Below are 26043 nucleotides of genomic sequence, written 5' to 3'. Positions count from 1 at the left end.
CGTCCAGTAGTGGCGTGGCTCACCGGCCGGATCCGGGACGAACGGTCCTTGCCCTCGACGACATCGATCGGGCCATCCTCGCCGAGCTGACCGCGGACGGCAGGCTCGCCGTCCGGGCACTGGCGGAACGGCTGCACATCTCGCGCACCAACGCCTACGCGAGGCTGGAGAGGCTGATGTCCGAAGGCGTCATCACCGGCTTCGGCGCCCGTATCGATCCGCGGCGGGCAGGGCTCGGAACGAGCGCGTACATCCTGATCACCGTCGAGCAGACGTCGTGGCGCACGATGTCCGCCGAGCTGCGGGAAATCCCGTTCGTCGAGCACGTCTCGCTCGTCGGTGGCGATTTCGACATCCTGCTGCTGGTGCAGACGCCGGACAACGCTTCGCTGCGGGACGTCGTCCTGGAACGGTTGCAGGCGCTGGACGGCGTGCGCTCGACGCGGACCTGGCTGATCTTCGAGGAGCAGCCGGGCGTCGCCCCTCGTGAGTGGTGAGGGCGGTTCTAACGGACTCGGATTTACCTACCCACTGGCGTGATTGGCGGTCGACGGGGGAAGATTCCGGCCGTTGAACGTCCGGAATCTTCCCCCCGTCACCTCGTCGGCCACCGGTCGCGCTCGCGCCCGGCAGCCGCTGACGCTGTAACGCTCTCCGCGCTTCCGCCGAATACAGGCGGGTTCGGTGGCGGAGGCGGAGGGAACGTGGCGCGTGTGCTGGTCCTCATGGCGGTCGCGGCGGTCGTCTTCGCGACGCCTGCCTGCGCGCGGTCGGAACCGGCGTCGCGTCCCGCAACCGTCACCGCCGCACCGACCACGAGCAAGGTGCCCGTCAAAACGAAGACGGACCAGCGCAGAGCGGCCTGCCGCAAGAACAGGATCACTGCTACGAGCCAGGGACGAACACCAAATGCCGGACCGGCGGCTGCGTCAAAGCGGGACGTGGGATGACGCAACGCGACGTCGAGAAGCAGCGCGACAAGTGGCTCCGCGAGCATCCGGGTTGGTGCCCCGCGGGCGAGACCGGAGCGGTGGCACCCTGTTGACCGGCACACGCCATTCGGGTGATAACGGTTCGGCATTCGATGTATCTGGCCTGCACCCCATTGACACCTTCCTGCGATCGCGGCGACTGGGTGGAGGAATGCGGTGACGGTGGAGGACGCGGGTCAGGACTACCTGACGCGGCAGATCGGGGCGCTGCTCGAAGCGATTCGCGAGGAGGGGCCGGTCGGCGAGGGCAGACGCAGTTTCCGGATCGCCGGGCATCTCGCCGCGGAGGGCGGGTTCCACCTCGGCGACATCCTCGCCGCGACCGCGCAACTGCTGGCGGTCCACGCCTGGAACAACGGCTACCTCGCCGCGGCGGAACTGCTGACGCGCCGCATGCGGGAGTTCGGCGCCGAGTCGGCGGAGCTGGTGCGCTACCTCGTGCGGCTGGAGACCGGCTGCGAACAGGGCTGGCTCCCGCACGCGGACCGCGACGAACTCATCGCCTACGCCCGGCGCGTTCAGCGCGCGGACATCGAGGAGCGCGCGCTGTCCATCGAGGCCTCGTTGCCCGGGGTCACCGATCCCGAGCGTCCTGATCGGATGGCGAGTGAGTCGTGAGATGGTGCTCGGGGTCGGCGAGGATGCCGCGGATCACCGAGCCGGCGGCGCCGCGGACGGCGGCTCCCGTGCCGAGCGCCGAGCGGACGACGCGCACCGGCGACCACGCCGTGCTGGGCACTCGCCGCTCCAGTTCGGCGAGGAGTGGCTCACACAGCCACGGCTCCAGCCGCGCGTAGGTTCCGCCTAGCACCACCGCCGGGACGTCCATCAGATTGACCACAGTGGACAGTCCGACGCCGAGGTGCCCCGCGGCGGTGGTCACCGCGGAAAGCGCGCCGTCGTCGCCCGACTCCAGTGCGGAAACCAGCTCGTCCACGGTGTCCGCCTCCGCGAGCCGCAGGATCTCCTCCTGGCCCGCCATGCGTTCCAGACAGCCGTTCGCGCCGCAGGAACACGGCGGACCGTCGGGCGCCACCGGCAGGTGGCCGATCTCGCCGCCCGCGCCTCGGACGCCTTCGAAGAGGGCCCGGTCCAGCACGATCCCCGCACCGATCCCGATCTCACCCGACACGTGGACGAAATCCGGCAACGCCGTGCCGTGCCAGAGTTCGGCGAGTGCCGCGAAGTTCGCTTCGTTGGCGACGGTGAACGTCCCGCCGAGCCGGTCCGCGAGGTCGACGTCGCGCCAGCCCAGGTTGGGGGCTAGCCGCACGAGACCGGATTCGACCAGACCCGGCACCGCGATACCGACACCGCCGACCGGAACGCCCAGGGCGTCCGCCTGCTTCCGGGCTTTGCGCAGAAACGCCGACACGCGCTGGAAAACCCGTGGCGTGCGATTGTCCGCGTATCGGACCTCCTGCGCCCGGACGGCGCCGGTCAGATCGACGAGACAGGACGCCAGGTAGTCGACGCCGATCTCGATGCCGAGTCCGTGCGGGCCGGTGGGGGAGAGCGACACGACGGTGCCGCGCCGTCCGGGGCCGACGCGTTGCTCCGGTTCGCCTTCGGCCACGAGGTCCGCCGCGATCAACCGGTCGACCACGCTCGACACGGTCGCCTTCGTGAGGCCGGTGGCGGCCGCGAGGCCCGCCCGCGACGTGCCGGGACCGTCCGCGATCGCCCCGAGGACGAGCGCGGCGTTGTGCTGCCGCACGGTGTGCTGTCCCGCCGGGCGCGTGCCGATCATCGCGCGATTGTATTCGTTCGATGTCTGAACGAAAGCCTTGACCCGCCGGGCCGGGCGTCGATAAGTTCAGGCATCAAACTAATTGGAGGCGAGATGGCTCAGGCACCGACGCGTGAGGACAAGTTCAGCTTCGGGCTGTGGACCGTGGGCTGGCAGGCGAACGACATGTTCGGCCCGGCGAGCCGCCCTCAGCTCGACCCGGTCGAGGCCGTGCACCGCCTCTCGGACCTCGGCGCCTGGGGGATCACCTTCCACGACGACGACCTCGTTCCGTTCGGTTCGGCGGACGCGGACCGCGCGCGGCAGCTGAAGCGCTTCCAGGGCGCGCTCGCCGAGACCGGCCTCGTGGTCCCGATGGTGACCACGAACCTGTTCAGCCACCCCGTTTTCAAGGACGGCGGACTGACCAGCAACGACCGCGACGTCCGCCGGTACGCGCTGCGGAAGGTGCTGCGGAACCTCGACCTCGCGGCCGAGCTCGGCGCGTCGACGTTCGTGCTCTGGGGCGGCCGCGAAGGCAGCGAGACGGACGCCGCGAAGGACGTCCGCGCGGCGATGGACCGCTACCGCGAGGGCATCGACTTCCTCGCCCAGTACGTCCTCGACCAGGGCTACGGCCTCCGGCTCGCGCTCGAACCGAAGCCGAACGAACCTCGCGGCGACATCCTGTTGCCGACCATCGGCCACGCGCTCGCCTTCATCTCCACGCTCGACAACCACGAGATCGTCGGCGTGAACCCCGAGGTCGGGCACGAGCAGATGGCCGGGCTCAACATCGTCCACGGCATCGGGCAGGCCCTGTGGCAGGGCAAGCTGTTCCACATCGACCTCAACGGCCAGCGCGGCCCTCGGTTCGATCAGGACCTCGTGTTCGGTCACGGCGACGTGCTGTCGTCGTTCTTCCTGGTCGACCTGCTGGAGCACGGCGGCTACGACGGGCCCCGCCACTTCGACTACAAACCGCTGCGCACGGAGAACATGGACGGCGTGTGGGCCAGCGCCGAGGCGAACATGGCCGGCTATCTGCTGTTCGCCGAGCGTTCCCGCGCGTTCCGGGCCGATCCCGAGGTGCGGGCCGCGCTGGACGCCGCCCTCGTCCCCGAGCTCGCGACGCCGACCCTGAACGAGGGCGAGACGGCGGCGGATCTGCTGGCGGACCGGTCGGCGTTCGAGGACTTCGACCCGGACAAGGCGGCGGAACGCGGTTACGGCTTCATCCGCCTGTCCCAGCTGGCCCTCGAACACCTCACCGGAGCCCGCTAGAACCGGTCGACGTCGATGACGGCCTTGGCGAACTCCTCCGGCGCCTCCTGCGGCACGTTGTGGCCGATCCCGTTGAGGACGCGGTGCTCGTACTTGCCGGAGAACTTCGACCGGTATGCCTTGCCGTCGGTGTTCGGGCCGTCGAAGTCGCTGCCGATGGTGATGGTGGGCACCGAAACCGCCGGTCCCTGCGCGAGCTTCTGTTCGAGCGCGTCGAGTTTCGGGTCGCCCTCGGCGAGGCTCAGCCGCCACCGGTAGTTGTGGATCACGATGGCCACGTGGTCCGGGTTGTCGAAGCAGGCCGCCGAACGGTCGTAGGTCGCGTCGTCGAAGGGCCACTTCGGCGACGCGATCTTCCAGATCAGCTTGTTGAAGTCGTGCCGGTTCTTCGTGTACCCGAGGATGCCGCGCTCGGTGGCGAAGTAGTACTGGTACCACCAGCCGAGCTCGGCGGTCGGGGAGAGCGGCTGCTTGTTCGTCTCCCGGTTGGTCACCAGGTAGCCGCTCACCGACACGAGCGCCTTGCACCGCTCCGGCCACAGCGCGGCGATGATCACGGCGGTGCGGGCGCCCCAGTCGAAGCCGCCGAAGACGGCCTTCTCGATCTTGAGCGCGTCCAGCAGCGCGACGATGTCGGCGGCGATCGCGGACTGCTGGCCGTTGCGGAACGTGTCCTTCGACAGGAACCGCGTCGGCCCGTAGCCGCGCAGGAACGGCACGATCACCCGGTAGCCCGCCGCGACCAGGCGCGGGGTCACGTCGACGTAGCTGTGGATGTCGTAGGGCCAGCCGTGCAGGAGGACCACCACCGGTCCGGCGGCGGGGCCGGCTTCGGCATAACCGATGCTCAATTCCCCGGCGTCGATCTGCTTGAGCGGGCCGAACGAGGTGTTCCCGCCGGTCGCGGCGGGTGCCGCCGCCGGGGTCGCCGCGGGTGGGGCCGAGCAGCCCACGACGGTGGCACCCGCTGTCGCGGCGACGACGGCCTGCGCGAACCTTCTCCTGCTGAGCATCCTGATTCCTCCCGCGAAACGCCTGGTACGGGATGAAATTAGGCGGACGGCTCCGGATGCGGCGACCGTCGGACGACGTCACCGGTGTAAGTCGACCTAGGCGACTTCCGGCTCGGCGGAGACGAAGGCGGCTTCCAGCCGGTGGATCCGCGCCCAGAACTCGGCCTCCCGGCCGGATTCGAGAACGCCCAGGTAGCCGCCGGGGACGACGCGGCCCACGAACGGGCCGGACGTCCACACCCGCCAGCCGCCCGTGGCGTCGTCGCCGGAAGCGGACGCGGGGTCGTCGGCGCCGCGGATCGCCGCGATCGGGCACGAGAGCTGGGTCCGCGCAGGCCCCCGGTACGCGTTCAGGAGCTGGAGATCGCCGAGCAGCAGGTCCAGGGCGTACTCCCAGCTTTCGGGCGAGTCGCGGTAGCCCGCGACAGGGGTGAGCCCGGTACGGCCGAACACCCGCCCCATCGCCGAGGCGCCCGCTTTGGCGTTCTTGTCCGGTGAACGCCGTTGCGGGGCGCACGCGTCCACGACGATCAGCGCGCGAGGCGACACGCCCAGCCGTTGAGCCGTTTCCACAGCGACGAAGGCGCCCATGCCGAAGGCGATCGTCACGGAACGGGAGAACCATGCCGTCGGCACTGCGGCCGCCGACTGCGCGGCGAGTTCTTCGACAGTGGAAGCCGGTGGCTCCGCGAGCCTTCCGCCGTGCCCGGCGTATTCGATGCCTCGAACGTCCGCGTCCGTCGCGCCGGCGAGTTGCTCGAATGCCTGGAGCGTGCCGCCGGCGGGCGGAAACAGCAGGTAGCCGCGGCCGCGACTGTCTGATGTGGACAGTGAGAGCAGTGCGGCCGTCATGATCCGAAAGATACGCGCCATTAACCCGAATGGGGTAACGGTTCGGATTCGGCCAAGATCAATTCACCCGCGAGGGGGAGCTCTTCGGGAAAAGATGCCCGGCCGTGTCGTATCTGGCACTGCCCGTTCGACGTCTTGATAAGAGCCGGAAGGAGAAAGCGATGAACACCACGACACTGGCCTCGACCACGCGGCTGAACCCGGTGAGCCGCACCTTGCCGGTTCTGCTGGCGATGGAGGACGACGCGGAAGACATCGGCCGCCTGTCCCCGGACGACCGCCTGACCTGCCACGTGCACGGCCGCTGGATCCACCAGTGCGTGGCCTCGCCGTTGCACGTCAACCCCGTCACGCGGCATCGCTGGTGCCGTTCGTGCGCGACCGCGTTGACCGTCTCCATCGACGAACTGTCCGGTGACGTCACGATGTTCTGCCCTCGGTGCGGCCACGGCGAAAGCGCCGCCTCCGCCCGGCTGATCGCCGCGTGCCGGGCCAGCCTGGCCGCCGCGCGCCGCCGTTCCCGTGCGCTGGCCGCCTAGCCTGCCCACGCGAGGACACGCTCGATGATCCGGTCGCGATCCTGCGGGCGTAGATAGAGGTAGTGCCCGGCGTCCGGGAGGATCTCGACGTCGGCATGGGGGAGCAGGCTTTCGAGTCGTGCGGCGGCGGCGACCGGATCGTGCACGACACTGCGCCCGCCGAACAGGGCGAGCGTGGGCACTTCGATGGACCGTAGCGCCGCCTCGCTCGGGCAGACCTGGAACGGAACCCGGGCGCGATAGCACCGGATCCCGGCGAGAACGAGCCGGGCGGCGGGCTGGTCGAGAACGTCCTCCCCGGCGGACCACGCCGTGAACCGCCGCCACAGGCGATCGCTGTCGAGCACGGCCGCGGGCAGGCCGTACCAGAACACGCGCCGGGAGAACGGCGCCGAAACGGTGGTGGCGTCGAGCAAGCCGATGGACGCGAGTCTGCCGGGAGCGTGGATGGCCTGGTTGACCGCGTGCCAACCGCCGGTCGAACCGCCCACGAGATGGACATCCGTCAATCCGAGGCTCTCGAAGACGGCGTCGAGAGCGCTCGCGCGGTCACGAAGGTCTTCGAAAGGGACTTTGTGCACGCTTCGGCCCGCTTCGCCGAGAGTGTCGATCGCGTATACCGCGTGCCGCTCGGCCAAGGCGGGAATCAGCGCCGCGAAACAGGCTGAGGTGGCCATGAGCCCCGGCAGGAGGGCGATCGGCGTGCCGCCGTCGCCGTAGCGATAGACCCGTGTGGTGCCGTGACGCGTGTCGACGTCGAAGACCGCACCCGGCTCCGGGCACTCGGCCATGGCTCGGTCATAGGCGGCGAAATAGCGCTTCTCGGCCGCCGGATTTCTGAATCCCCCGATATTCCGCATGCGCCGAACGCTAGGCGGAGCCACGGTCCCGGTCTTGAACGAAAGTAAAGTGAAGGCATGGGCGGGTGGGGTCTCGTGGTGCCGCGGCTGGACATCACCCGTGCGCCCGGCGAGCGGATGCTCAGGTGGCCGCATCCCGCGCTGGCCGCCCATGTGGCGAGCTACGTGGCGCACGATCTTCCCGACGCGGGCGCGAACTCCTGGCAGATCACTCCGTTGTCCGTGCTCACCTGGGTGATCGACCTCGACGCTCCGGTCCGCGGTGCCGGGATCCCCGATTCGCCGGTGCTGGGGCTGCGGGACCGGCCGTTGCGCGTCGAACAGGCCGGGGCTTCGCGCGGCATCATCGTCACCCTGACCCCGCTCGGTTCGTACGCGTTGTTCGGGATTCCGCTGCGGGAGCTGACGAATTCGGTGGTCGCGGCGTCCGAGCTGCTGACGGCCGGACCGTTGACCGAACGGCTGGCCGAGGCCGCGGACTGGCCGGAGCGATTCCGGCTGCTGGACGACTATCTCGCGGCGAAGCTGGCTCGCGGCCCCGTGCTGGCGGCCCCGGTCCGGCACGCGTGGGACCGGCTTGCGGCGGGCCCGGTCCGTGTCGACGCCCTCGCCGGCGAGATCGGCTGGAGCAGGCAGCATCTCAACGCCCGGTTTCGCGAGCAGATCGGGCTGAATCCCCGCACGGCCGGGCGGATCGCGCGGCTCAATCGTGTATTGAGACTGCTGGACAGGGCGTCGTCCCTGTCGTGGGCCGAGGTCGCGCACCTGGGCGGATACAGCGATCAGGCGCATCTCGCCCGTGAGTTCCGGGCGTTGACCGGATGCAGCCCGACCGAGGTCGGGAAACCGGCGGGGCTGTTCGTTCACCCGATCGGAGGTAGGTTGCGGACATGACCCAGGTTTCGCCGCCTGCCGAGGCTGCCACGAGGATCACCGGACGCTCGGTTTCCGAGCAGAGAAGCCTCTCGAGCGGGGTGACCGAAGTGGTGCTGGACAGCGGCGACACGGTGGTCGTCAAACGGGGCCATGCCCGGAACGCGACACCCGCGGAGGCAGCGGGTCTGCGGTGGCTGGGGGAGCCCGGTGCCGTGCGGGTGCCCGAGGTCCGCGGTCACGACGACGAGTGGCTGGTCACGGACCTGGTCGGCGGAGGACGGCCGACGCATCACGCGGCGGAGCGGTTGGGGCGAGGGCTCGCGGCACTGCACGCGGCGGGCGCGCCCGCGTTCGGCGCGGCACCGCCGGACGGGCCCGTCGACGCGTGGATCGGCCTGGCACCGATGAGAAACACGCCGGGGGAGGACTGGCCGCGGTGGTACGCCGAGTACCGGGTCCTGCCCTATGTCCGCCGTGCCGTCGACGAGGGCACTTTGACCGCTGACGAGGCAGCCGTCATCGAGCGGGCCTGCGCGCGGCTCCCGGAGGTGACCGAACCTCCGGCGCGTCTGCACGGCGATCTGTGGAACGGCAATGTGCTGTGGGGACCCGTCGAAGCCTCGCTCATCGATCCGGCGGCGCACGGCGGCCATCGCGAAACCGATCTCGCCATGCTGCAGTTGTTCGGCTGCCCGTTGCTGGACCGGGTGCTCGCCGCCTACCAGGAGGTCGCTCCGCTCGCCGACGGCTGGACCGACCGGATCGGCGCGCACCAGCTGTTCCCGCTCCTGGTCCACACCGTCCTTTTCGGACGGTCCTACGCCGGGCAGGCGGTCGCGGCGGCGAAGGCCGTCGGCCGGTAGGTCACCGGGCGAGGCGGTCGAGCCATTCGGCGAGCATCGCGTGCTCGGCCGGCGTCAGCGCGTCGCCAGGTTCCTTTTCCAGCGCGGCTTTGAGCGCGATCGCACGGCTGGGGATGTCCGACGCCTCGTCCGTGCTGTCGGTGGTGATGGCCGCGATGACGTGTTCGCGCGCGGCGACGATGAGGTCCGGGTCGCGTTGCTCGGGCGGGCTGGCGAGGAACGAGAGGATCACGCCCATCCCGGTCGCGTGCACCAGTTGCGCGGCCTGTTCGACCGGGACGCGCAGCCGGCCGGCCTCGGCGATGCGTCCGACGATCCGGCGGAGGATCGCGTCCGCCTCGCGGCGGGCTTCGCGGACGCGAGGCTCGCCGTACATGAGCATGTAGAAGGCCGGCTGCTGAAGCCCGAACTCGACGTGCAGGTCCCAGCCTCGCCGCAGGTCGCCCACCGGGTCGTCGGTCTCGCCGAGGGCGTGTTTCCCCTCCAGGTAGCTCTTGAAGCCATACGTGGCGACGGCGTCGAGCAGGCCGTCCTTGTCGCCGAAGGTCCGGTAGAGCGTCGGTGCCTGGACTCCGGCGGCGGCGCTGACCGCACGCGTCGACAAAGCCTCGCGCCCGCCTTCCCGCAGAAGCTCGGCCGCCGCGCGGACCAACCGGTCTTTCGTCGTCATGTATCGACGATAACACTCGGTCGGTAGCACTGGTTCGATATCGGTGATACGGTGATACTGTTATCAACGGAAACGCCTGATGGGAGCATGGCATGGCACGTGTAGCGATCGTCACCGGTGGGTCGCGGGGCATCGGCAGGGAGTCCGCCGAGCGGCTCGCGTCGGACGGGTTCGCGGTCGTCGTCGGGTACGGCGGCAACAAGGACGAGGCGCAGGCCGCTGTCGACGCGATCACCGCCGCCGGCGGTCAGGCGATCGCGGCCCAAGCCGACGTCGCCGACGAGCGGGCCGTCGAGGCCGTGTTCGACACCGCGGAGAATACCTTCGGCGGGGTCGACGTCGTGGTCCACGCGGCGGGCATCATGTACCTCGCGCCGGTGGCCGAACTGGATCTCGACCGGCTGGACCGGTTGCACCGCACCAACATTCGCGGCACCTTCGTGGTCGACCAGCAGGCCGCCCGCCGCGTGCGCAACGGCGGCGCGATCATCAACTTCTCCACGTCGGTGCTCGGCCTCGCCCTGCCGGGATACGCGGCCTATGCCGCCACGAAGGGTGCGGTCGAGGCCGTCACCCTGGTCCTCGCCCGCGAACTGCGCGGCCGCGACATCACCGTGAACGCGGTCGCCCCCGGCCCGACCGCGACGGCGCTGTTCCTCGACGGCAAGGACGAGGCGACCATCGCGAGCATGGCGGCGCAGCCCCCGCTCGAACGCCTCGGCACGCCGTCCGACATCGCCGAGGTCGTCTCGTTCCTCGCCGGTCCGGCGCGATGGGTCAACGGGCAGGTGCTTCGCGCGAACGGCGGCATCGTTTGAGACTGCCCGCTTGGTAAGGCCGGTTCAAACGACGTCCAGCCGAGGCGCCGCGGCGGCGGACTGGGCGGCGTGGGCGATGGCATTGGCGTCGTTGAGGTTATTGACCCGAACGGTGAACGCGGGAACAGCCCGCTTGCTGAACTTCGTCGTGTAGACCGAGAAGGTCTTGGTGGACTGGGAGTAGAAGATGTGCTTTGTCCGGTTCCAGTCGACTTCGAGGAACTGACGGCGTACGACCCCCACGAAAAGGAACAGCAGCCGACGGTTCGTGCAGGCGAGTACGCCCTGGCCTTCGCCTTGTGCGGCGGTGAGCGCGAGCACCTGCTCTTCCGGCCGGAGGTAACCGGGAAGGAGGTTCACCTCCTTCATCGAGCCCACCAGGACTCCACGGACATTCTGCAACGCGGCCACGATGTCGGGGCGCATCGCCGGAACGGGAGCGGGTTGCGGCGCCTGTCGCGGCCGTTCGACCGCTGACGGCGCGGGAGCTGGGCGAACGGCGGTGTGGAAGGTCCAGCGATGCCCGTCCCAGTACCGCAGCAGGGCGTCGTCCAAAGGATCCGGAAACCACGAAGGAGGACGGTGAGGCACTGGCGAGGGGGCGGGCGGCTGAGGTGCGTAGGTCATGTCAGGTCGCCGTCCGAAGACAGGTCACCATCATCACCCGCGTCGGTGTTCGAGGCACCGGACAGCGCGTGCGCCGAATCGGTGTCGCGACGGGATGCTCGCCATTCGACGGCATCCGCGGTGTCCTTGTATTCGAGGATGTGGTCGTCACCGAGTTCGGTGAGGAGCTCCTTGACGCGCGCCGGCGTGGCGTAGAAGAACTCCCGGCGTGGATTCACCATGTTGACACGGTCGGCTGCCAGTCGCTGATGCAGGGCGGTCTCAAGCGCGACGGCGTCTTCGGAGAAGAAGAGCCCGTGGACGTCGAACCGGAACGGAACGGAGGCATCGCCGAGTTCCCGGACGCGGTCCATCGGTTCGAGGCGTCGGGTCATCCCGATCTTCACCACGTCGGGCCCGAACGCGCCCAGATTCGAGATGACGTAGACGTAGCCGGCACGGATGTTGGCCGCCCGCTGTTCGACCCCGGCTATGGCGTCGTCGACGGCCGCCAACTGCTCCTTCGCGCGGACCAGGCCTTCGACGTCCCCCTTGGCCTCAAGTCTTGCGAGGACCGTGGCGTAGTGGGCACGCTCCTTCGCCAGACGCGCACGTTCTCGCTCGACCTCCTTCATGACCTTCGCCTCTTCGCGGAGCCTGGCACGTTCTTCTCGCGCGGCTTCGCGTTCGACCTCGACCTTCATCAGGTAGTCGGCGGTCAGCTCGATCTCCTTGAGCCTGAGCCGGTGGTAGTCGCTGGAGACGACGATGCGCATCAGCGCGCCGAGCTTGCCGATCGTGTCCCGCGTGGTCGTCAGCCGGGTCTTGACGGATTCCACAGTGTGCGGTTTGACCACGCGGACCGCGTTGTCGGCTTCGGCGTTGTATGCCCGGAGCATCAACTTGGCCATGTCACGGCCCAGTTTCTGGCCTTCTTTGACGGAGCCGTTGACCGCCCAATCGACCTGGCAGGTCACGGCGTCGGTCTTCGCGGCGGTCTTGATCCGTGCCCGCAGCTCGGTGAGCGCGTCCTTGTACGCCAGCGCGTCCTCGAGTGGATGGGCGTATTCGTAGATGCCCACCTGCTGCAACAACGCGAGTTCACGGGTCTCCACGAGCTGGGAACGCCAAGATTCCAGCTCGGCCGCCAACTGCTCACGAGCGGCCGTTTGCGCCGAGTGCTCGGCCTTGGCCTGCTCGACCGTCGCCTTCAACCGGCGAAGGTCGGCTTCCAACACGGCGGTCTCGGTGCCCCGAAGGTGTCCGACCCAGTTCCTCAGCTCGGCGATCGTCGCGTGGGCGGCGGCGAGTTGCTGGTGGAGCGCGGCGACCTCCGCGCTCTGATTGTTGCCGAACAACGCCACGGTGCTTCCTCCCGGATCGGCGCCGGCCAAGATCGCCGGTTCCAGTGCTACTTCCGAATCTTGGAGAGACCACGCGGTGTTACGCGGATCGGCGCGGGAGCCGCCGGTTCACTGAACCGGAGTAACGGCTCTGGATGTGGCTCTGGGCCCCCTCATCGCTCCCGGGGCTCGGTGTCGTCCACACCGACCGCGCGAAGGTCGGCCGAAGTGAACACGTCGTCCGCCCGCTCACCGAGCAGGATGCCGAGTACCAGTTCCATCGTGTCGACGTAGGACGCCCACAGTCTGTCTCGCAGGTCGATACTCCGGCTCATCGACGCGAGCACGGGACCGTCCTGTCCGGCCCGTTCCAGCGCCTTGACGAGCAGTCCGCCTTCGAGGAAGCCCGATGCCTCGACTCCCAGATGGTTCCGGGCGGCGCTGCTGAACAGCACGAAGAGCACGGAGCCGTCGGTCCTGTCGGAGACGCCGTCCCACGTCAGTTCGAGTCCGAAGAGCGACTCCAACCCTTTGAACAGCCGTTCCCGGTAGGCCCTGAGGGCGTCGTTGTATTCGGAATCGTCATCGCTGAACCCATGCGAGTACTCGGGCTGGGCCGCGAGGTAGGAGAGGGCGAAGGCCCGGCGGTCATAGCTCTTGGTCACAGGCGAACGGTAGTGAAGAAGAGGGCGGGCCCGCCAAGGGTATACGGGCCCGCCCTGTCCTTTGTGGACAGAAAGATCAGACGACGGTGCCTTCGGCGTCGTCGTCCGAATCGGTCTCTTCGATCTTCCACTTCAGCTGGAACTCGACCTCTTCCTCACCGTCGCCGCGCTCGTGCTCGATCGAGAACTGTGCGCGGGCGGGGACGCGGAACCGTTCCCCGGCGATCTGGATGCGGAACGAGGTCTCGGACTCGAGCGCGTCGGCGAGCCGGCGCAGTTTCGCGACGACGTCGGCGGTGGAGTAGACGCGTTCGACGTCTCGGGGAGCGGTTCCGGTCACGGTTTCCTCCAGAGGTCCGACACCCTGGCCGGGTGTCCTGGCGTCATTCAATCGGGTGATCGACACGCACGAGAGGCCGGGGTCACAGTGACCTGGCGACGCGGAAGCCGACGTCGTCGACCCGGAAGGTCGGGTGACTGCGCCGCCGCACCGAGGCCCGGCAGCTCCAGTGCTCGTCGAACCAGCCACCGCCCTTCAGGACGCGGTATTCGCCGTACACCTCGGCGTCGTACACGTCCCAGCACCACTCCCAGACGTTGCCGAGCATGTCGTGCAGGCCCCACGCGTTGGGCGCCTTCCCGCCGACGTCGTGCAGGGACCCCGCCGAGTTCTCGCGGTACCAAGCGATCTCGTCGAGCGGCCCGTAGCGGGGACCGGTCGTGCCGGCGCGGCAGGCGTGTTCCCATTCCGCTTCGGTGGGCAGGCGGTAGCCGTCCGCGGACCGGTCCCACGTCGAGGATTCCAGCTCATAGACGGGAGTCAGCCCCTCACGCTCGGACAGCGTGTTACAGAACCGGAGGGCGTCCTGCCAGGAGACGTCGACGAGAGGAAGCCTTCCGATCTTCTGGGTGACCGGAACGGGGGCGAGCAGGAAGGACGCGACGTCGACGGTCCAGCTCCGCTGCGTCCGCCGGTCCGTCAGCCTCGCCGGGCCCGCCGGGACGGTGATCATTTCCATGGTCCGGCCGATGTTACCCAGCCCCGCCACAGCACGAGCGGAAGCGCGACAACGGCGATCGCCGCACTGATCCAGACGGCGTCCCGGTAGTCACCGGTCGACTCCGTGACGAAACCGGCGAGCACCGGTCCCACGAACGCGCCGACGTTGAACGCGACCGTCGCGAACGAACCACCCAGGGCCGGGGCTCCGGGAGCCACGTGCATGACCCGCGCGATGAGCGCGGAACCGCAGCCGAACGACAGTCCACCTTGGACGGTCGCCAGGACGAACAACGCGACCGGCTGCGCCCCGGTCATCGCCAGCGCCGCCCAGCCGGCCGGCAGGGCGCACAACCCGAGGACCAGACCGCGCCGGAGTTCGCCGTTCCCCTTGCGGCCCGCCACCGTGACACCGAGGAACGCGCCGACGCCGAACGCCGCCAGCAGGCCGGAAACCGCTCCGGCGGGAAGGTGGGCGACGTCCGTCGCGATGACGGCGAGGAAGGCGAACGTCGTGAAGGTCGCACCGTTGACCAACGCGCCGAGGAGCATCGCCTGCCGCACGGGTGGTGATTTCAGCTCGCGCATTTCGCGCCTGATCGAGACTTCGGACGGGCTCGCCGCGTCGGCCGGTGCCGAACGGAACACCAGCACCAGCGCGGGAAGGCAGAGCGCGGCGACCGCCCAGAACGCGGAACGCCAGCCCGCGAGATCACCGAGTACGGCACCCGCAGGCACTCCGGCGACACACGACAGCGTGATACCCGACAACAGGATCGCGGTCGCTCGCGCTTGTTTCCCTTGTGGCGCCAGCGCGACCGCGACCGGCATCGCCACGGCGAGGAAGCCGGCGTTGACCACCGCCGCGACGATCCGGGTGCCGAACAGCACCGGGAAGCTCGTCGTGACGGCGCCGATGACGTGCACTACGACGAAGGCGGTCAGGAACCCGGCCAACGCTCGCCGTCGGGGCCAGCGCGCGCTGAGCACGGCCATCGCGGGGGCGCCGAAGATCATTCCGACGGCATAGGCCGACGTCAGCGCGGCGGCCGCGCCCACCGGGACGGACAACTCGTCGGCGATCCCCGGTACGAGACCGGAGGCCATGAATTCGGAGGTGCCTTGCGCGAACACGGCAAGGCCGAGGACATAGACGAACAGGGGCAACGGACGACTCCCAAGAAAAAGTGAACAGGAGGAGCCGTGCGCTGGACAGGAGGAAAACCCGGCCGGACGCACGGAACAGCGCTCCGGTCACCGGGAAGCGAGCAGGCCGATGCCTAACGGCCGGACACGACGACTCGCCGCCGGATGACCGGCGGCGGGGTTCTGTCCGACTCGGGGCTCGTCACGAGAGCGCACACTACACAGACACCGCGCGAACGGTCCAACGGGTATTGCCGGGAGCCGGGAAAACGACGCTCGTTCCGCGTACCGGAACGCTTTCGTTGCCCACTCGAATGAACCCGAGTAATGCACTCTGACCTGCGGTTTTCGTGATTGTTTCGGTACTGGGAACCGAACTCGGATTCGGTTAACCTCGACTTCATGATTCCCACGGTTGTCTGGGGTACGGGCAACATCGGCCGTGCCTCCATCCGGGCCGTCGACGCGCATCCGGCGCTGGAACTCACCGGGGTACTCGTGCACGATCCCGCGAAGGTCGGCCGTGACGCGGCCGCGCTCGCGGAGATCGACGGCGAACTGGGTGTGGCGGCGACCGATGACGTCGAAGCGGTCCTGGCGGCGGGTCCACGGGCGGTGGTGTACGCGGCGTCCGGCGACATCCGGCCCGCCGAAGCGCTGGCCGACATCGTCCGCGCGGTCCGGGCCGGGACGGTGGTGGTGACGCCCGCGCTCTACGCGCTGTACGACCAGTGCAACGCGCCGGACGAACTGCGTGAGCCGGTGCTCGCGGCGATCGCGGACGGCGGCGGCTCACTGTTCGTCTCCGGCGTGGATCCCGGCTGGGGCAACGACATCCTGCCGTTGCTGATCAGCGGGCTCGGCACCACCGTGGACGCGGTCCGCTGCCAGGAGATCTTCGACTACTCCACCTACGACCAGCCGGATTCCGTCCGATATCTGGTCGGGATGGGGCAGCCGATGGACTACCAGCCGCCGATGCTGGCCCCGTCGGTACCCACGATGGTGTGGGGCGGGCAGGTGCGGCTCATCGCCCGCGGTCTCGGCGTCGAACTGGACGAGATCCGCGAAACGCTCGACCGCCGCCCGCTCGAGGAAACCGTGACCACGCGGGCGATGGGCGAGTTCGAAGCGGGCACGCAGGGCGCTGTCCGGTTCGAAGTGCAGGGGATCGTGGACGGCGAACCCCGCATCGTGGTCGAGCACGTCACCCGGATCCACGCCTCGTGCGCGCCGGACTGGCCGATGCCGCCCAGCGGCGACGGGGCGCACAAGGTGATCATCGAAGGCCGTCCCAGGATCGAGGTTTCGGTCGAGGCCACCGACGAGGGCGAGAACCGGTCCGCCGGCGGCAACGCGACCGCGGTCGGCAGGCTGGTCGGCGCCATCGACTGGCTCGTGGATGCCAAACCGGGCCTTTACGACGCACTCGACGTCCCATTGCGACCGGCCACCGGCAAGCTCGGAAGGAGCGCGCGATGAACATCGACATTCCCGAGGGCAAGGACCCGATCGGCTACGTCTGGGGCGAGATGGTGCCCGGGATCGGTGTCGCGGCATCGAACCTGTCGCTCGCGGTGTACTCGCACACCACGCTGGGGCTCCGCGAGTTCGAGGCGGCCCGGCTGCGGATCGCGCAGATCAACGGCTGCGTCTTCTGCCTGGACTGGCGGACCGAACGCGACGGGGTGAAGGTCGAGGAGGAGTTCGCCGACGCGGTGACCGAGTGGCGCACCACCGACGCCTTCGACGACCGGACCCGCCTGGCCGCCGAGTACGCCGAACGCTACGCGCTCGACCACCACGGCATCGACGACGAATTCTGGAAGCGGATGGCCGAGCACTACAGCCAGAAGGAGATCGTCGAACTGAGCATGAGCATCGGTTCGTGGCTCGCCTTCGGACGGCTGAACCACGTTTTGGGCATCGACACCGTCTGCGTTCTTCCGAAGTTCTGAGAATAGGCCGGGGTGGCGGCCCCGGCCTATTTCGATTCGTCGTCACAGATCGGTGGCGACGATCTTTTCGATGTTCCTTTCCGCGAGCGCGGTAATGGTGACGAACGGGTTCACCGAGGTATTACCCGGAATCAACGCGCCGTCGATCACGTAAAGGCCCGGATATCCGTGGAGCCTGCCGTAATTGTCGGTCGCCTTGCCGAGCACCGCGCCGCCGAGCGGGTGGTAGGTGAGATGGTCACCCCAGATCTTGTACGCGCCGAAGAGGTCGGTCCGGTAGATCGTGCCCTCCTTCGCGTTGATCTTGTCGAAGATCGTCTTCGCCATCTCGATCGACGGCTGTTTCCAGGCGGTCTGCCAGTTCAGGTCGACCTTGTTCGCGCTCGGGTTCCAGGAGAACGTCGCGCGGTTGGGGTTCTTGGTGATCGACAGATAGAACGAGGCGTAGGTCTCGATGCCGGTCGGCAGCGGCGCGACCTCGGCGAACGCGCCACCCGCCGCCCAGTTGTCGATACCCGCGGTGGGGATGGACGATTGCAGCGCGCCGGTGGCGTCCCACATGTGGTTCGCCCGGCCGCACATGACGTTTCCGTTGTCGCCCCAGCTTTTTCCGACCTCGTTGCTGAGGTTGGGCAGGGCGCCGGTCGCCTTGAGCTTGACCAGCAGCTTGCTCGTGCCGACGCTGCCGGCCGCGAAGAACACCTTGTCCGCGGTGACCGCCTTCGTCGCCGTCACGGTGCCGCTTGTATCGAGTTGCTCCATAGCCACGGTGTAACCGCCACCGGACGCGGGCGTGACCGACGTGACGCGATGCAGCGCCGAGATCGTTACTCGCCCTGTCGCCTTGATCCGCGGGAGATAGGTCTGCTGCAACGACTTCTTGCCCGCGTTGTTGCCGTAGAGGATCTCCCCGGCCAGCGCGGACCTCGGCACGGTGCCCGCCTGTTCCTTCTTCATGTAGTCCCAGTCGTACACGTCCGGGACGAACAGGAACGGGAAACCGGACCGCTGCGCGTGCTTCCGGCCGACTCGCGCGTACTGGTAGCACTCGGCGGTCTCGAACCAGTCCGGGTCGATGGTGGCGACGCCGAGACCGGCGTTGGCGCGCGGGTAGTAGACGCCGTACATCTCGTCCGCGTCGACCGTGGGCAGGACGGACCCGAAGTTCTCGCGCTTCGGTGTGACGGCCATCCCGCCGTTGACCAGTGAGCCGCCGCCGACGCCGCGGCCCTGATAGACGGTGATGCCACCGAACTCTTCGGCGTCGAGGATCCCGGTATGGCGCGGGACGTCCTTGTCGAGCGGGAAGCCGAGGAAGTTGCTCAGCGGCTGCTTGGTCCTCGTCCGCAGCCAGAAGGAGCGATAGTCGGGCTTGGTGGTGTTGGCGAAGATCTTGCCGTCCGTGCCAGGGGTGTCCCATGCCATGCCGAGTTCGACGAGGTGGACGTCGACACCGGCTTCGGCGAGCCGGAGCGCGGCGACACAGCCGCCGTATCCGGAACCGACGACGAGCGCGGGGATACGGGCGGCGTCGGCGATCGAACTTTTCGCGGAAGCGGTCCCGCCGAGGGCGGCGGCCCCCAAGATAGAACCAGTTCCAGCAATAAAGAGGCGGCGGGATAACTGTCCGGAAGCGCTTCTCTGCATGGTTTCGTCGCTCACGTGATCTTCCTCACCGTTGAGGGATTTAGAACAAGTTATACCTGCGTCTATACCGAGTGGCAATAAAGACGACCGATAGGCCACTATGTACTGCTGTGGAGTCCACTCGAGTTGATCGCTGGCTGTGGGCCGTCCGGCTGACCAAGACGCGTCCTGACGCCGCAGCGGCGTGCCGTGGCGGCCATGTCCGCGTGAACGGCAAACCCGCCAAACCCGCGACCACCGTCGTGGCGGGTGACGAGGTCCGTGCCCGGGTGCACGACACGACGCGGATCCTGGAAGTGACGCGGGTGATCCAGAAGCGGGTCGGTGCCGCCGACGCGGCCACCTGTTTCATCGACCGGACGCCGGCGCCGCCGCCCGAGGCCGCCGTGCCGGTCGCGCGGCGGGAACGGGGCGCGGGGCGTCCGACCAAACGGGAACGCCGCGTGCTCGATCGTTTCCGCTCCGGCGAGCGCTGATCGGTCTACCCGTTGGCGCACAAGGTGTCGCCGAGCGCCGAGCGCGCGTAGAAGACCTCTCGTCCGCTGCGATGCCGGGTGATCAGCCCGTTGTCGTGCAGGACCTTCAGATGCTGGCTGACCGCACCGGGCGCCATCGAGAGCCGTCGACCCAGCGCGGTCGTCGTCACGCTCTCGGACAGGGCCACTAGAACGCGGGCCCGGGTCCGTCCGATCAGGGCGTCGAGGGCGCCGGTGGTCGGGATGATGTCTTGTGCCCACACGGTGGCGACCCCGGGAGCGGGGTAGAGGACGATCGGCTGGTACGGCTCGGCCATCACCGCGGTGTCGGGCCAGTGGAAGACGCTGGGGATCAGGATGAGGCCGTCTCCGCCGAGCGTCCCGCGGCGTTTCCACGCGCGGGTGCGCACCTTCAGCCGCCCGTCGTCCCAGGAGATGTTCGGGTGCAGATCGTTGAACAGTGCCCCAGCCCCGTCGCGGGCCAGTTGGCGCGAGCGGCGGAAGATCTCCGCTTCGAACAGGCCCCGGATCTGCGGCCAGAAGCTCGCCAGTGCCGTGTCCCAGTAGAGCCGGAGCTCGTCGGCCGCCCGAGCGACCCCGGCGGCGGGGTCTGCGAGGAACCGCTGCACGACGTCGCTCGCGGCGGCGGGCACCCGGGAGGCTTCCGCGACGGCTTCGCCGAGGTCGGCGCGGGCGATCCGGTCGAGCTCGGCGTCGATGTCGGGGACCGGGCTGGCCGGTGGCGGGGTCAGGAAGTCCGCGAAGTAGGCGCCGAGTGGGACCAGTGCGAAGAGCAGGCGCAGGTCGAGTTCGCGCAGCAGCGGCCGGACGGCGCGGATCCAGGGCAGGTGTACCGCGTGCCGCCCGGGATCCTGCAGTAGCCGCAGGCTCGCGATCGCCTCGGAAGCGGGGGAGAACGCGAACCGCAGCCGGGCGAGGTCGCTGGAGGTGAAGTCGAACTCCGCCCACGAGGATTCAGCCACAACTGAAACTTTTATCGGCTCCGGTACTTCCGGTCAACGATGGTCCGCATGATCACCCTCACCCCTCCGGCCGCCGGGCCGCTCTCGCTTCCGCGTGCGTTCTGGATGCTGTGGCTGGGCGTTCTCGTCAACCGCGCCGGTGCGATGGTGCAGCCGTTCCTGTCCGTCTACCTGACCCGCGTGCAGGGCTTCGGCGTCGGCGAGACCGGCGCGGTGATGGCCGTGTTCGGGGTCGGCTCGGTGCTCTCGCACCTGCTGGCGGGCCGGCTCGCCGATCGCTTCGGCCGGCGGGTGACCTTGACCGGCGGCATGCTCGCGACCTCGGCGTCGATGGTCCTGATGGGCGCGGCGACCGGGTTTCCGCTCGTGGCGCTGACGGCGTTCTTGCTCGGGCTCACCATCGAGTCCTACCGTCCCGCGTCGCAGGCCATGGTGGCCGACCTGGTCCCGCCGTCGGTCCGGCCGCGGGCGTACGGCCTGCTCTTCTGGGGCGTGAACCTCGGTTACGCCGTCGCGATGGTGGCGGGCGGCTGGTTCGCCGACCGCGGTGCGACGGCGATGTTCGGCGTCAACGCCGCCGTCGCCATCGCGTTCGCGGTGCTCGTGTGGCGGGCGGTGCCGGAATCCAGGCCGGCCGAGGCGGCGGAAAGCGGCGCGTGGCGCCTCGTGCTCCGGGACCCGTTGATGCTCGCCTTCAGCGTCGTGACGACGGCCTACGGGGCCATGTACGCCCAGGCGTTCACGACCCTGCCGCTCGCCATGGCCGGGCAGGGGATCGCCGGTGTCCACTTCGGACTGGTCATGGCACTCAACGGCGTCCTGATCGTCGCCGTGCAGCCCCTGGCCGGGAACCGGCTCTCGCGGCTCGATCCCAACCGGGTGCTGGCGGCCGGGGCGGCGGTCGTGGCCGCGGGGTTCGCGCTGACCGCCTTCGTGCACGACGCGAAAGGGCTCGCGCTCACGGTGGTGATCTGGACGGCGGGCGAGATCGCGGTCGCGGGGTCGATCCCGACCATCGTGTCCCTCCTGTCGCCACCCGCGTTGCAAGGCACGTACGCGGGGCTTTCCGGGATGAGCTGGTCGGTGGGCGCTGTTCTGGCGCCGGTACTCGGCTCCTTCCTGCTGCCGTTCGGGCCTGGCGCGCTTTGGGGCGGCGTCGCTCTGGTGGGTCTGGCCGCGGCCTTCGGTGCCGCGGCCCTGGGCGGCCCGGTGCGGCGCCGGGCCCGCTTCCTCTGATTCGGTTCGACAACGAGAAAGGCAATGAGCATGACCTACGAAGTCGGTTATGTGGTCGGAAGCTTGTCGCGCGGTTCGATCAACCGGCGGCTGGCCGGAGCGCTCGCCGGGCTGGCGCCACAGGACTTGCGGTTCACCGAGATCCCGATCCGCGACCTGCCGCTGTACGACCACGACCTCGACCAGGACTTCCCGTCGGCGGCCCGGGAGCTGAAGCGGGCGATCGAGGGATCGGACGCGCTCCTGTTCGTCACGCCGGAGTACAACCGCTCGATCCCGGGGGCGCTCAAGAACGCGATCGACTGGGCGACCCGGCCGTGGGGGTCGAACTCCCTCGACGGGAAGCCCGCCGCGGTGATCGGCGCGTCGCCGGGACTGATCTCCACGGCGGTCGCCCAGCACCACCTGAAGAGCATCCTGTCCTTCACCAACTCCCCGGTGCTGGGCCAGCCCGAGGCCTACATCAGGTACACCGACGGGCTGATCACGGACAACGGCAAGGTGACGGACGAGGGAACCGAAGCGTTCCTCCGCCGCTATCTCGAGGCCTTCCACACCCACATCTCGACGTTCGCCCGTTCACATACATGGACATGATTCACATCCGTTGACGGACGCCAGGGACGTGAACTATAAAGGCGGGGTCCGGGTGTACACGCCGCAACACCTTCCGTCAGTCCGTCACGGAGGTTTCGGGTGTCCCGAAAAAGTCCTCTTCGTCGTGCCGTCCTACCGGCGGTCGCCGCCGTGGTCGCCACCGCCGCACTCCTGCAGGTACCGCCCACAGCGGCGGACGCGGCGCCGGGACCAGGCGCGCTGACCGGCCTCGACCTCGGCGCGGCCAATCGCCGCGCGCCGGTCGCCGGCCTCTACGACTGGTCCAAAGCCGGGTATCGCGGTGGTGCCGCGCTACCCGGCTCGGGTGAAGTGAATCCGAACGCCACCTGCCAGGTCACCGCGGCCGAACTGGCGAGCCAGTACAACGTCAAGCCCGACGACGGCGCCGACGACACGAACGGGATCCAGGCGGCCATCGACGGGATCAAGAGCGCGTGCTCGCCGTCGGGGAGCTACACGAAGCTGAGCACGATCACCTTCCCGGCCGGCCGGTTCGACGTCACGCACGAGATCCACGTCGACGCCGACTACCTGATCCTCCGCGGCGCGGGCAAGGACGCCACGAAGTTCGTCTACAAACCGGACGCGAACACCCTTTACGACACCCTCACCCCGGACGGTTCCGACTGGGACGAGGACGGCATGACCTCGGGCGCGGGCAAGGGCGGCTGGTTGTGGCCGGGTCGCGGGCTGTTCCGCGTCCAGTCCAGGGGCGTGCACACGTCCTACGCGAGCGACTACGCCGCCGCGCCCGCGAACCGCAAGGACATCTTCGAGGGCACGATCAACGTCCACTGGAAGGCCGGGGTGAAGCTGCGGGGCAAGCCGGGCGACACCGCGTTCGCCGCGCGGACGGGGGACAAGGTCGTCCACCTGGCGAGCAGCGGCGCCCTGACCGCCCTCGCCGCCGGGAACCTGGTCAACATCCGGGCGGCCAACTCGCAGAAGTTCTACGAGCAGCAGCAAGCGACGCCGACGACGTTCCCGTTGCTGAACATGCACATGCGCCAGCAGATCTTCACGATCGCGGCGCTCGACACCACGGCACGCAAGATCACCCTCGACAAACCGCTCGAGTACGACGTCCCGGTGAACTCCACTTCGGACGGTTCGGCCCCGATCGACGGCGCCACCTACGACTCGAAGGCGGCGCCGCTGGTCGACCCGGTGCTCGGCGTCGGATTCGAGAACCTCGGCTTCACCCAGGACATGCCGGGCCTGAACCCCGCGGAGGCGAACAACAACTACGGGAACATGGCGCCCGCCGCGGAGATGCACGGGATCGTGTTCAAGTGGGCGGCGAACTCCTGGGTCCGCGGTATCCGCGCGGACATGACCGGTTCGCACCCGATCGTCACCGAGGAGGCGAAGAACCTCCAGATCGTGGACAACGAGCTCAACGGTTCGTGGAACAAGGGCAAGGGCGGCAACGGTTACTTCCGCGGCTCCCGGGTCTGGGATTCGCTCTACGCGGGCAACACCTCGACCCTGCTGCGGCACTTCACCTTCCAGTGGTCCGCCGCGGGCAACGTGGTGATCGGCAACTCGTTCGACTCGGACCTGAACCTCCACGGCGGCTGGGAACGCAACAACCTCTTCGAACTCAACACGGTCAAGGTCCCGTACGCGCACCGTTCCGGGAACTGCCGCGCCAACTGCGGCGAGGAGGGCGGCGGCGGTCCCGACGACTCGAACTGGTTCCCGATCTGGTGGGGCGCGGGCAAGAAGGCCGTCAAGTGGTCGGGTGCCTCCGGCTACCGCAACGTGTTCTTCAACAACGCCATGACCAAACAGCTCGCGGACAACGGACCGTATAACGACTTCTACGCCGACCGGCACCGCGTCTACTCCTTCGGGTGGGACGGCACCGCCTACAAGCACCTTGACATCGGTGGCACGCCGATCGCCGACTGGGCGAAGAACGAGCAGCGTGACTACACCGGCGGGCACGGGGTGGACGCCTCCAAGACCGATGCCTCGTCGTCGCTGTTCCTGAAGTCCGTCGACGGGACTCCGCCGTCGTCCCCGACCAGCCAAAGCCCGACCACGACCACACCGACGTCCACCACGACGACGCAGAACCCCAGTGCCTGCCTGAACGCGTCCTTCACCCGCAAGTCGGTGTGGGACAGCGGCTACGGCGCCGGCTTCACGATCAGCAACACGTGTTCGGCCTCCGTGGGCTCGTGGGCCGTCGAGTTCGACCTGCCCGCCGGGACGACGATCACCGGTTCCTGGAGTTCGGTGCTGACCAGGACCGGACAGCACTACCGATTCGGGAACGCCACCCACAACGGGAACGTCAAACCCGGCGGCACGGCGACGTTCGGCTTCAACGCCGCCGGCCAGGGACTGCCGTTCGCCTGCTCGATCGCCGGAACGAAATGCGGAGGCACGGAATGACCAGGAAACGGCTGCTCGCCGCGATCGCGGCCACGGCGTCGGCGGCGGGACTGTTCGGAGCCGTCGTCACGGCCGAGGCCGCCGCGCCGAGCCTGACCGCGACGTTCGCGCAAGGTTCGGTCTGGGACAGCGGATACGGCGGGAAGTACACGCTGACGAACGCGGGAGACGCGAACAGTACACAGTGGACGATCGAGTTCGATCTCCCCGAGGGCACCGCGATCACCACGTCGTGGAGTTCGGTGCTCACCAGGACCGGGCAGCATTACAAGGTCACCAACGCCGCCTTCAACGGCACGATCAAACCCGGCGGCACGGCGTCCTTCGGCTTCAACACCGCGGGTCTCGGCCTGCCGACCGGCTGCACGATCAACGGCAGCCCGTGCGGGGGAGGGACGCCGACCACGACCACCACTCCGCCGTCGCCGACCAGCACGACCACTTCACCGACGACCACCACCAGCGTGCCGTCCGGGGACGTCGTCGACGTGGGCACAGCGGCGGAACTGCAGGCCGCGCTGGCCGCGGCGAGCCCGGGCCGGACCATCCGGCTGGCCGCGGGAACGTACCGGGGCTCGTTCGTCGCGACGAAACCGGGCACGGCGGCGGCGCCGATCACGGTGACCGGACCGTCGACGGCGGTCCTGATCAACGACGGCCCGTCCGGTGAGGCGCCTTCCTGTCCTGCTCCGACGGCGGGCTGGGATTCCGGGTACGGGTTCTGGCTCTATGGCGCGCCGTACTGGCATCTCAAGGGTTTCACCGTGCAGGAAGCCAAGAAGGGGATCGTCGCCGACAACTCGCATCACACGGTGATCGAAGGCGTGCGGGTGCACCGGATCGACGAGGAGGCCGTGCACTTCCGCCGTTCCTCGGCCGACAGCGTCATCCGTGATTCGACGATCAGCCACACCGGGCTCGTGCAGGCCGGTTACGGCGAGGGCGTCTACCTCGGCTCGGCGAACTCGAACTGGGCCTGCCACGGGAACTCCGGCGGGGTCGACCGAAGCGACCGGATCCAGGTGCTCGACAACCACATCGGACCGTACGTGGCCGCGGAGGGCATCGACGTCAAGGAGGGCACCGAGGGCGGCGTGATCCGCGGCAACACCTTCGACGGTCAAGGGGTTTCCGGGCAGAACTCGGCCGATTCCTGGGTCGACGTCAAGGGATTCGGATACGTCATCGAGGGGAACACCGGCACCTTCGCCTCGCCGGGAACCTTCGCGAACGGTTACGAGACGCACAATCCCGCTACCACCCCGTCGTTCCCGAACGGCTGCGGGAACGTGTGGCGGGACAACAAGTCCGATCTCGGCGGCGTCGGCCAGTACGCCATCAAGATCACGTCGACGTCGAAATGCTCGGAACGCCCGAACGTCGTCTACGCGTCCAACACCGTGTCCAGGGCGGTGAACGGGCTGACCAACATTCCCGTCACGCCTTGACGGACGCGCCGGTGACGG

27 protein-coding genes and 1 pseudogene are annotated in these 26043 nt (G+C 68.7%); 14 read left to right on the top strand and 14 right to left on the bottom strand.

Annotated features, from left to right (window positions below; genetic code table 11):
* Positions 1–14 precede the first annotated feature (14 nt).
* Both AORI_RS61800 and AORI_RS61795 read left to right on the top strand, forming a co-directional pair.
* Positions 15–497 (top strand): Lrp/AsnC family transcriptional regulator, encoded by a 483-nt coding sequence (locus AORI_RS61800; protein ID WP_016334507.1) that lies wholly within the window; start codon positions 15–17, stop codon positions 495–497.
* Positions 498–1148: 651 nt separating this feature from the next.
* A complete protein-coding gene (locus tag AORI_RS61795; RefSeq protein WP_016334506.1) occupies positions 1149–1610 on the top strand; it encodes a hypothetical protein in 462 nt (153 codons plus the stop codon).
* On the opposite strand, the gene AORI_RS61790 is transcribed toward AORI_RS61795, so the two are convergent.
* Entirely contained in the window at positions 1567–2742 is a 1176-nt protein-coding gene (locus AORI_RS61790) for an ROK family transcriptional regulator (RefSeq protein ID WP_016334505.1), read from the bottom strand. The two genes, AORI_RS61795 and AORI_RS61790, sit on opposite strands and share 44 nt — an antisense overlap.
* Before the next feature lie 93 nt (positions 2743–2835).
* Between AORI_RS61790 and xylA the strand changes: the two genes are divergently transcribed.
* Complete coding sequence (xylA, locus tag AORI_RS61785) at positions 2836–4005, top strand: xylose isomerase (RefSeq protein ID WP_016334504.1); 1170 nt, start codon at positions 2836–2838, stop codon at positions 4003–4005.
* Here the strand turns inward: xylA and AORI_RS61780 are convergent.
* Positions 4002–5018 carry an alpha/beta fold hydrolase gene (locus AORI_RS61780; RefSeq protein ID WP_016334503.1) on the bottom strand — a complete coding sequence of 339 codons (1017 nt, stop codon included), beginning with the start codon at positions 5016–5018 and terminating at the stop codon, positions 4002–4004. The genes xylA and AORI_RS61780 overlap by 4 nt on opposite strands.
* A 96-nt stretch (positions 5019–5114) precedes the next feature.
* The gene (locus AORI_RS61775) at positions 5115–5870 is read right to left on the bottom strand and encodes a thioesterase II family protein (protein WP_016334502.1); all 756 of its coding nucleotides are present in this window, start codon (positions 5868–5870) and stop codon (positions 5115–5117) included.
* 161 nt (positions 5871–6031) lie between these two features.
* Between AORI_RS61775 and AORI_RS61770 the strand changes: the two genes are divergently transcribed.
* The gene (locus AORI_RS61770) at positions 6032–6409 is read left to right on the top strand and encodes a hypothetical protein (protein ID WP_016334501.1); all 378 of its coding nucleotides are present in this window, start codon (positions 6032–6034) and stop codon (positions 6407–6409) included.
* Here AORI_RS61770 and AORI_RS61765 read toward each other — a convergent pair.
* Entirely contained in the window at positions 6406–7269 is an 864-nt protein-coding gene (locus AORI_RS61765; RefSeq protein WP_016334500.1) for an alpha/beta fold hydrolase, read from the bottom strand. The two genes, AORI_RS61770 and AORI_RS61765, sit on opposite strands and share 4 nt — an antisense overlap.
* A 57-nt stretch (positions 7270–7326) precedes the next feature.
* Here AORI_RS61765 and AORI_RS61760 point away from each other — a divergent pair, with 57 nt between their 5' ends.
* The gene (locus tag AORI_RS61760) at positions 7327–8163 is read left to right on the top strand and encodes a helix-turn-helix domain-containing protein (RefSeq protein WP_016334499.1); all 837 of its coding nucleotides are present in this window, start codon (positions 7327–7329) and stop codon (positions 8161–8163) included.
* Positions 8160–9008 (top strand): fructosamine kinase family protein, encoded by an 849-nt coding sequence (locus tag AORI_RS61755; RefSeq protein WP_016334498.1) that lies wholly within the window; start codon positions 8160–8162, stop codon positions 9006–9008. Before AORI_RS61760 ends, AORI_RS61755 begins: the two co-directional genes overlap by 4 nt.
* Before the next feature lies 1 nt (position 9009).
* On the opposite strand, the gene AORI_RS61750 is transcribed toward AORI_RS61755, so the two are convergent.
* On the bottom strand, positions 9010–9678 hold the full coding sequence (locus tag AORI_RS61750; RefSeq protein ID WP_016334497.1) for a TetR/AcrR family transcriptional regulator: 669 nt from the start codon (positions 9676–9678) through the stop codon (positions 9010–9012).
* Positions 9679–9770: 92 nt separating this feature from the next.
* Between AORI_RS61750 and AORI_RS61745 the strand changes: the two genes are divergently transcribed.
* A complete protein-coding gene (locus tag AORI_RS61745) occupies positions 9771–10496 on the top strand; it encodes an SDR family oxidoreductase (protein WP_016334496.1) in 726 nt (241 codons plus the stop codon).
* Positions 10497–10520: 24 nt separating this feature from the next.
* Here the strand turns inward: AORI_RS61745 and AORI_RS84355 are convergent, their stop codons facing one another.
* The 7 genes and pseudogenes from AORI_RS84355 to AORI_RS61715 form a co-directional block, all read right to left on the bottom strand.
* The gene (locus tag AORI_RS84355; protein WP_228688414.1) at positions 10521–10907 is read right to left on the bottom strand and encodes a PH domain-containing protein; all 387 of its coding nucleotides are present in this window, start codon (positions 10905–10907) and stop codon (positions 10521–10523) included.
* Positions 10908–10985: 78 nt separating this feature from the next.
* A pseudogene (locus AORI_RS84350) lies at positions 10986–11123 on the bottom strand (DUF2510 domain-containing protein); the annotation flags it as partial.
* Positions 11120–12466, bottom strand: coding sequence for an SNIPE associated domain-containing protein (locus AORI_RS61735; RefSeq protein WP_016334494.1), 1347 nt, complete (start codon positions 12464–12466; stop codon positions 11120–11122). The gene AORI_RS61735 and the pseudogene AORI_RS84350, both read right to left, overlap by 4 nt.
* A gap of 152 nt (positions 12467–12618) precedes the next feature.
* Complete coding sequence (locus tag AORI_RS61730; RefSeq protein ID WP_016334493.1) at positions 12619–13110, bottom strand: hypothetical protein; 492 nt, start codon at positions 13108–13110, stop codon at positions 12619–12621.
* Positions 13111–13186: 76 nt separating this feature from the next.
* The gene (locus AORI_RS61725; RefSeq protein ID WP_016334492.1) at positions 13187–13450 is read right to left on the bottom strand and encodes an amphi-Trp domain-containing protein; all 264 of its coding nucleotides are present in this window, start codon (positions 13448–13450) and stop codon (positions 13187–13189) included.
* Positions 13451–13532: 82 nt separating this feature from the next.
* The gene (locus AORI_RS61720) at positions 13533–14129 is read right to left on the bottom strand and encodes a formylglycine-generating enzyme family protein (RefSeq protein WP_016334491.1); all 597 of its coding nucleotides are present in this window, start codon (positions 14127–14129) and stop codon (positions 13533–13535) included.
* A complete protein-coding gene (locus AORI_RS61715; RefSeq protein ID WP_016334490.1) occupies positions 14120–15277 on the bottom strand; it encodes a Cmx/CmrA family chloramphenicol efflux MFS transporter in 1158 nt (385 codons plus the stop codon). Before AORI_RS61715 ends, AORI_RS61720 begins: the two co-directional genes overlap by 10 nt.
* 381 nt (positions 15278–15658) lie before the next feature.
* On the opposite strand from AORI_RS61715, the gene AORI_RS61710 reads away from it, so the two are divergent.
* Both AORI_RS61710 and AORI_RS61705 read left to right on the top strand, forming a co-directional pair.
* Positions 15659–16738 (top strand): NAD(P)H-dependent amine dehydrogenase family protein, encoded by a 1080-nt coding sequence (locus tag AORI_RS61710; protein WP_016334489.1) that lies wholly within the window; start codon positions 15659–15661, stop codon positions 16736–16738.
* Positions 16735–17214 carry a carboxymuconolactone decarboxylase family protein gene (locus tag AORI_RS61705; RefSeq protein ID WP_016334488.1) on the top strand — a complete coding sequence of 160 codons (480 nt, stop codon included), beginning with the start codon at positions 16735–16737 and terminating at the stop codon, positions 17212–17214. The genes AORI_RS61710 and AORI_RS61705 overlap by 4 nt, the downstream gene beginning before the upstream one ends.
* Positions 17215–17256: 42 nt before the next feature.
* On the opposite strand, the gene AORI_RS61700 is transcribed toward AORI_RS61705, so the two are convergent.
* A complete protein-coding gene (locus tag AORI_RS61700; RefSeq protein ID WP_016334487.1) occupies positions 17257–18798 on the bottom strand; it encodes a GMC oxidoreductase in 1542 nt (513 codons plus the stop codon).
* 173 nt (positions 18799–18971) lie between these two features.
* On the opposite strand from AORI_RS61700, the gene AORI_RS61695 reads away from it, so the two are divergent.
* Complete coding sequence (locus AORI_RS61695; protein ID WP_007029562.1) at positions 18972–19337, top strand: RNA-binding S4 domain-containing protein; 366 nt, start codon at positions 18972–18974, stop codon at positions 19335–19337.
* 5 nt (positions 19338–19342) lie between these two features.
* Here the strand turns inward: AORI_RS61695 and AORI_RS61690 are convergent, their stop codons facing one another.
* The gene (locus tag AORI_RS61690) at positions 19343–20320 is read right to left on the bottom strand and encodes an ArsR/SmtB family transcription factor (protein WP_016334485.1); all 978 of its coding nucleotides are present in this window, start codon (positions 20318–20320) and stop codon (positions 19343–19345) included.
* A gap of 48 nt (positions 20321–20368) precedes the next feature.
* Here AORI_RS61690 and AORI_RS61685 point away from each other — a divergent pair, with 48 nt between their 5' ends.
* From AORI_RS61685 to AORI_RS61670, 4 genes are all read left to right on the top strand, one after another.
* Positions 20369–21556, top strand: a complete 1188-nt coding sequence (locus tag AORI_RS61685; protein ID WP_016334484.1) for an MFS transporter — start codon at positions 20369–20371, stop codon at positions 21554–21556.
* 24 nt (positions 21557–21580) lie between these two features.
* Entirely contained in the window at positions 21581–22153 is a 573-nt protein-coding gene (locus tag AORI_RS61680; protein ID WP_016334483.1) for an NADPH-dependent FMN reductase, read from the top strand.
* Positions 22154–22252: 99 nt separating this feature from the next.
* Complete coding sequence (locus AORI_RS61675) at positions 22253–24577, top strand: cellulose binding domain-containing protein (RefSeq protein ID WP_123798446.1); 2325 nt, start codon at positions 22253–22255, stop codon at positions 24575–24577.
* On the top strand, positions 24574–26025 hold the full coding sequence (locus tag AORI_RS61670) for a cellulose binding domain-containing protein (RefSeq protein WP_016334481.1): 1452 nt from the start codon (positions 24574–24576) through the stop codon (positions 26023–26025). Before AORI_RS61675 ends, AORI_RS61670 begins: the two co-directional genes overlap by 4 nt.
* Positions 26026–26043 lie beyond the last annotated feature (18 nt).

The organism is Amycolatopsis keratiniphila (genome assembly GCF_000400635.2).
GTDB classification, from domain to species: domain Bacteria; phylum Actinomycetota; class Actinomycetes; order Mycobacteriales; family Pseudonocardiaceae; genus Amycolatopsis; species Amycolatopsis keratiniphila.
This window is presented reverse-complemented; position numbering and strand designations above follow the sequence as displayed.